This is a genomic window from Photobacterium sp. GB-36, from assembly GCF_003026135.1.
GTDB lineage: Bacteria > Pseudomonadota > Gammaproteobacteria > Enterobacterales > Vibrionaceae > Photobacterium.
On the sequence record NZ_PYNY01000049.1, the window covers coordinates 1 to 5,804 of the forward strand.

General features: G+C 41.2%; 6 protein-coding genes, 4 tRNA genes and 1 rRNA gene. 2 read left to right on the forward strand and 9 right to left on the reverse strand.

The window, feature by feature from the left end; all coding sequences use genetic code 11:
• The 8 genes from C9J46_RS20995 to murB form a co-directional block, all read right to left on the reverse strand.
• Positions 1-184: GTP-binding protein (locus C9J46_RS20995; RefSeq protein ID WP_233217677.1), on the reverse strand; the 184-nt coding region annotated here is incomplete at its 3' end.
• A gap of 100 nt (positions 185-284) precedes the next feature.
• A tRNA-Thr gene (locus tag C9J46_RS21000) sits at positions 285-360 on the reverse strand.
• Between the two features lie 12 nt (positions 361-372).
• A tRNA-Gly gene (locus C9J46_RS21005) sits at positions 373-447 on the reverse strand.
• A gap of 39 nt (positions 448-486) precedes the next feature.
• Positions 487-571, reverse strand: a tRNA-Tyr gene (locus C9J46_RS21010).
• A 14-nt stretch (positions 572-585) separates the two neighbouring features.
• A tRNA-Thr gene (locus C9J46_RS21015) sits at positions 586-661 on the reverse strand.
• Positions 662-757: 96 nt separating this feature from the next.
• Complete coding sequence (locus tag C9J46_RS21020; RefSeq protein ID WP_005363560.1) at positions 758-1,489, reverse strand: type III pantothenate kinase; 732 nt, start codon at positions 1,487-1,489, stop codon at positions 758-760.
• Positions 1,489-2,451 carry a bifunctional biotin--[acetyl-CoA-carboxylase] ligase/biotin operon repressor BirA gene (gene birA / locus C9J46_RS21025; protein ID WP_107291475.1) on the reverse strand — a complete coding sequence of 321 codons (963 nt, stop codon included), beginning with the start codon at positions 2,449-2,451 and terminating at the stop codon, positions 1,489-1,491. The genes C9J46_RS21020 and birA overlap by 1 nt, the downstream gene beginning before the upstream one ends.
• On the reverse strand, positions 2,448-3,488 hold the full coding sequence (gene murB / locus C9J46_RS21030; RefSeq protein ID WP_107262300.1) for a UDP-N-acetylmuramate dehydrogenase: 1,041 nt from the start codon (positions 3,486-3,488) through the stop codon (positions 2,448-2,450). The genes birA and murB overlap by 4 nt, the downstream gene beginning before the upstream one ends.
• An 85-nt stretch (positions 3,489-3,573) precedes the next feature.
• Here murB and C9J46_RS21035 point away from each other — a divergent pair, with 85 nt between their 5' ends.
• Both C9J46_RS21035 and pssA read left to right on the forward strand, forming a co-directional pair.
• The gene (locus C9J46_RS21035; RefSeq protein ID WP_005363553.1) at positions 3,574-4,041 is read left to right on the forward strand and encodes a GNAT family N-acetyltransferase; all 468 of its coding nucleotides are present in this window, start codon (positions 3,574-3,576) and stop codon (positions 4,039-4,041) included.
• Between the two features lie 84 nt (positions 4,042-4,125).
• Entirely contained in the window at positions 4,126-5,475 is a 1,350-nt protein-coding gene (gene pssA / locus C9J46_RS21040) for a CDP-diacylglycerol--serine O-phosphatidyltransferase (RefSeq protein WP_107247958.1), read from the forward strand.
• Positions 5,476-5,679: 204 nt separating this feature from the next.
• On the opposite strand, the gene rrf is transcribed toward pssA, so the two are convergent.
• A 5S ribosomal RNA gene (gene rrf, locus C9J46_RS21045) occupies positions 5,680-5,795 on the reverse strand.
• Between the last annotated feature and the right edge of the window lie 9 nt (positions 5,796-5,804).

Genomic DNA, 5,804 nt, shown 5'->3' on the forward strand with positions numbered 1-5,804 from the left:
TGATACCGCGCTCACGCTCTTCTGGAGCGTTATCGATTGATGCGAAGTCACGAGCAGCACCACCGTACACTTTTGAAAGTGTAGTACAGATAGCAGCAGTTAGAGTTGTTTTACCGTGGTCAACGTGGCCGATAGTACCAACGTTTACGTGCGGTTTTACGCGTTCAAATTTTTCTTTAGACATGGATAGTCCCTCTGGGCACGGTATTAGGTGGCATTACGACCACACAACCAAACATGGGTTTGTTGAGTATATAACAAATGGATGAATTAGGGCTTGAGAGTGGTGCTGATAGGCAGATTTGAACTGCCGACCTCACCCTTACCAAGGGTGCGCTCTACCGACTGAGCTATATCAGCACACAAGAAATGTGGAGCGGGCAGCGGGAATCGAACCCGCATCATCAGCTTGGAAGGCTGAGGTAATAGCCATTATACGATGCCCGCAGAACTTGTATCTCGTAGAGCTATTCAACCATTTGAAAATGGTGGTGGGGGAAGGATTCGAACCTTCGAAGGCAGTGCCGGCAGATTTACAATCTGCTCCCTTTGGCCACTCGGGAACCCCACCGAAATTTTTAAAACTGGTGCCGACTACCGGAGTCGAACTGGTGACCTACTGATTACAAGTCAGTTGCTCTACCTACTGAGCTAAGTCGGCGTTAGTGGTGCGCATTCTAGATAATGATTATTTTTGTTGCAATACCCTAACGTGTTTTTTTTATTGTTTTTTATTTAATTGACGTAATTTTCGGCATTAACCGCGCTTTGCATACAACCCTAGCCCTTCAAGTACCAACTCCGAGCGATGATAAAAAGGTTTACACCACGATTTTGGCAAATGACGAACACCGCCACCACATAGAATTACCGCGGGCGCTTCATTTAGTTCTGCAGATGCTTGTTTTAGGCCAAACTCAATTAATCCAACCAACGCAGCACGGCAGCCATTCTTTAAACCATCTGCGGTATTGTTTGCCAGTGTTAATGATTCACTATGCTCACTATCTGAAAACACCTTGGTTGTATTCTCTAGTACTGATTTCATCATTAACTGATAACCAGGCATGATCCAACCACCAAGATGTTTTCCATCACTGTCCATAACATCAAACGTTAATGCCGTGCCTATATCTACAATCACTGTAGGTTGCTTAAAACTTTGACGAATAGCAACCAGTGTTAGCCAGCGGTCAACACCAAGGTATTGATATTCAGAATATGCGTTAACAACACCGAAGTCTTCTCGTGCAGTTTTTACCTGAGTAACAGGAATATTCGCCATTTGTGCTATACGCTGAATAGTATTGTCAACTTCAACTGGTCCGACACTCGCAAAAACAATGCGCTCAACATTACCTTCCAGTAACGGTTGTAAAACAAGCTCTAATTTTTTACTTGGGTATTTACCAATTTGTTCAATGTGTTCATTTTGGGTTAGTAAGGCAACTTTGACGTAAGTATTGCCTGCTTCAATTAATAATTGCATCAGCAACCTCTAAGGCTGATTTCACCGCCGATATACGGTGTAATACCAGTGTCGGTTTCCAGTAGTAAAGCCCCTTGAGCATCAATCCCGCGAGCAGTACCTTCGATGGTTCGCTCACCGATTAATAATTTCACAGGGCGGTTTAAAAAGTTATCTATTTTATTCCAACGTTCAACAAAGCCAACTAAACCTTGATGTTCGTAATCACAGAGTGTTTGATTAAGATGTGAGATCAATGTCGCCGCTAAGATATTTCGAGACGGTAAGCTATCACAAGCTTGCGACAGTGTTGTCCACGCTTGCGTGATCTCACTTTGCTCTGTTAGTGGCATATTAATATTTAGCCCCATTCCAATCACTAAGTGTGCAGCATCTCCTGCTTGACCAGTCATTTCAACAAGAATACCAGCTAGCTTTTTATCCTGATAATAAATATCGTTAGGCCATTTAACTCGAACATCATATGCACCCAGTTTTTTGAGCGTTTCAGCAATCGCGACACCGACAACTAAACTCAGCCCCATTGCCGCAGCCATACCAGCTTCTAAACGCCAGTAAATTGAAAGGTACAGGTTACTACCGAAAGGTGAAACCCATTGTCGACCTCGTCGTCCACGGCCTGCTTCTTGATATTCAGCCAAACATACACTACCACTAGGCAGTTGCCCTACTCTATCTAGAAGGTATTGATTAGTTGAGTCGATGACAGGAATTAAATCAAGATGGGGGCACTTAACTTTCGCTAAAATCTGCTGCTTATCAAGTAAATCAATCGCTGATGCAAGACAATAACCTTTGCCTTGCACCCTAAAAATATCAAGCCCCCACTGTTGAATGACTTGAATTTGTTTCGCGATTGCAGCACGAGTCATACCCAGCGTTTGTCCCAATACTTCACCTGAATGAAATTCACCATCAGAGAGTAACTGAATCAAAGCTAGTCGTACGGTATGATCTTTCATCGCAGCATCTCGTTGAGATTAGTTTCAGCATTATGTGCCATAAAACGCACCTCATGCTCAAGAGAGACACCAAATTTAGTCATTACCGTATCGACGACATACTGTGCTAGCTGAAGTACATCACGTGCAGTTGCATTACCAACATTCGTTAATACAAGTGCTTGTTGCTGGTGAATTTTAGCACCACCAATTTGGTAACCTTTCAAACCACATTGATCAATCAACCAACCCGCAGCTAACTTACAATGAGCTTCGTCCACTGGGTAACTTGGCATGTTAGGGTACTCAGACAAAAGAAAGTCACGTACGTCTAACGAAATAATTGGGTTTTTGAAAAAACTACCTGCATTCCCCATAACCTGCGGATCAGGCAGTTTTTCACGGCGAATGGCGCACACTTCATCAAAAATCTCTTTGGCTGTAACAGTATCGAGCGAGAATTTTGCTAATGGGCCATAGGCTATTTTCGGAGACCAAGCTTTAGTTAAGCGAAAACCTACCGCAATAATTATGTGGTTATCTTTTAACTCTCGCTTAAAAATTGAATCTCGATATGAGAAGTGGCATTCATCAGCCATCAAACGCTTCACTTCCCCTGTTTGTACATTTAATACATCAACATACTGGCAGACATCTTTTAACTCTACGCCATAAGCACCAATATTTTGTATCGGGGACGACCCCACACAACCAGGAATGAGTGCTAGATTCTCTAGTCCATTAAAACCATTATCGACAGCCCAAGACACCAAACCATGCCAGTCTTCACCTCCACCTACATGTAAATCAACATACTCAGTACTATCGACTACATTAATACCTTTAATTCGGTTTAAAATGATAGCGCCTTGGTAATCTTCACAAAAAAGTAAGTTGCTTCCTTGCCCAACAACTAACTTAGGGACTTCCTGGTATGTCTCGTCCTGCCAAATAGCAAGGAGATCTTCAACACTTGATGCTTCAAGTATGTACTTCGCCGATACATCAATCCCAAAGGTGTGATAAGGCGCTAACCCATTTTCATGTAAAACTTTCATGTTAATTCACAACCAAATCTTTATACTTTTCTATACGAATTGAAGCTATTTTACCTGATCCCATTCAACAACGCAGTGTTTTCCCATGTCTCAAATTATTTATCGTCAACTTGATCCTATCCGTTTGCCTTTAGTTAATAAAATATACAAGTCATTCTATCCATCAGGAAAAGCAAAGAGAGATGAAACAATCTGGGTTGCAGAATCAAACAACAGTATTATTGCATCCGTACGATTTAAAACTATTGATGATATACAACTACTGACAGGAATGCTTGTCATCCCAGAGTACCGTTTACAAGGTATTGCGTATAAGCTTATTGAAGCATGCCGTAATCAAATGAACCAACAAGCATGCTATTGCTTTGCATTTCAAGAGTTAGAAGTTTTCTATCAGAAGTCAGGGTTTCAAACTATTAATAGCGAAAACCTTCCCAATAATATCAAGCAACGTTTTCAACGCTATGCTAATAGCGGTAAGAATCTAATTCCAATGTTATTTATTGATACACTTACCTCAGAAAGCATGAGCAAAAACATATCTAAACACTAGATACATTGACTTCGCTTTTTTTCTGGTATAATTGATCCCTTAATCAAAATTCATCTACTTATAGATCGTGTAAACGAGGCGATAATGGATTCAGCTATTGCTAACAGGCAGCTCATCGAACAACTGCCATGTATTGCGCACAAGCCCGAGAATTTAGAGACTCTTTTTGATGCAAATTCGTTTAGAGAGCGTCTATATCAAGAAATAAAATCAGCTAAAGAACGCATTTACTTAGTTGCCTTATATCTCCAAGATGATGAAGCAGGAAGAGGTGTGCTTACCGCTCTGTATGAAGCTAAGCAACTCAACCCCGAACTTGATATAAAGGTATTAGTTGATTGGCATAGAGCTCAACGAGGCTTAATTGGCGCCAGTCAGTCCGATGGCAATGCCGCGCTATATCGTGAGTACGCAGAAAAATATACTCACAAGATCGATGTGCTTGGCGTTCCCGTTCGTAATCGAGAAGTGTTCGGTGTCCTACACCTGAAAGGCTTTGTTATTGATGATAATGTTATTTATAGCGGTGCAAGCTTAAATGATGTGTATCTCGCTCAACATGACCGTTATCGTTACGATCGCTACCACGTCATTAAAAATGAAAAGCTCGCTAACAGCATGGCGCAGTTCATTATTGACATACTTGTTTCGAGTAATGCAGTTAACTGCCTAGCACAACCAGAAAGACCCGATACAAAGTCATTGAAGACGGCAATTCGAGATCTACGCTCCGAACTACAACAAGCTATCTACCATTTTGAGCCGGATGAGATTAAAGATGACGAGGTAGGATTAACACCTCTGATAGGTTTAGGGAAACGTAAGAACAAACTTAATCAGGATATTTGTACGCTCATCGCTAGTGCACAATCTGAGCTGACTATTTGTACTCCCTACTTTAACTTTCCGAGAATGGTAAGTCGCGAAGTAAAGAAAGCTCTTAAGCGCGGTGTAAAGGTCACAATCGTCGTTGGTGATAAAACAGCAAATGACTTTTATATTCCACCATCAGAGCCTTTTAAGACTATTGCTGGGTTACCTTATTTATATGAAGTCAATTTACGTAATTTTGCTAAACATAATGAAGCCGCTATTGCACATCGCCAATTAGCGATCCATTTATGGAAACACGATAACAATAGCTTTCACTTGAAGGGGCTTTGGGTAGATCGTCGTTATATGTTAGTAACGGGTAATAACCTCAATCCACGAGCTTGGAAACTTGATCTTGAAAATGCGATTTTAATTCATGACAAAAATCAACTACTCGCCGAGCAGCAACAACAAGAATTAGATTGTATTCTCGAACATACCCAGCTTATTGGTAGTTATAAGCAAATTGAAAAAATTGATAACTATCCAGCTCAAGTTAAAAAGCTCATTACACGTATTCGTCGTGTTAAAGCGGATCACATCCTGAATCAAATTCTATAATTCAAACCCTTTATCACTGCAGTAACTCTCTACTGCAGTGATACATCTCTTTATTAAATACTATTCTGTTGTAGGTCTGTAGGTCTGTAGGTCTGTAGGTCTGTAGGTCTGTAGGTCTGTAGGTCTAGTTTATAGATGAAACTTACTTTAAAAGTATTAAAACGAAAAAAGGCCATCCTTTCGGATGGCCTTTTAAAATTTAAAGCCTGGCGATGTCCTACTCTCACATGGGGAGACCCCACACTACCATCGGCGCTATTACGTTTCACTACTGAGTTCGGCATGGGATCAGGTGGGTCCATAACGCTATGGTCGCCAAGCAAATTCGG

Bases quoted from the DNA above. Each gene is read 5' to 3' on its own strand.
- C9J46_RS21020 (WP_005363560.1), bottom strand. From the start codon at position 1,489: ATGCAATTATTAATTGAAGCAGGCAATACTTACGTCAAAGTTGCCTTA.
- birA (WP_107291475.1), bottom strand. From the start codon at position 2,451: ATGAAAGATCATACCGTACGACTAGCTTTGATTCAGTTACTCTCTGAT.
- murB (WP_107262300.1), bottom strand. From the start codon at position 3,488: ATGAAAGTTTTACATGAAAATGGGTTAGCGCCTTATCACACCTTTGGG.
- C9J46_RS21035 (WP_005363553.1), top strand. From the start codon at position 3,574: ATGTCTCAAATTATTTATCGTCAACTTGATCCTATCCGTTTGCCTTTA.
- pssA (WP_107247958.1), top strand. From the start codon at position 4,126: ATGGATTCAGCTATTGCTAACAGGCAGCTCATCGAACAACTGCCATGT.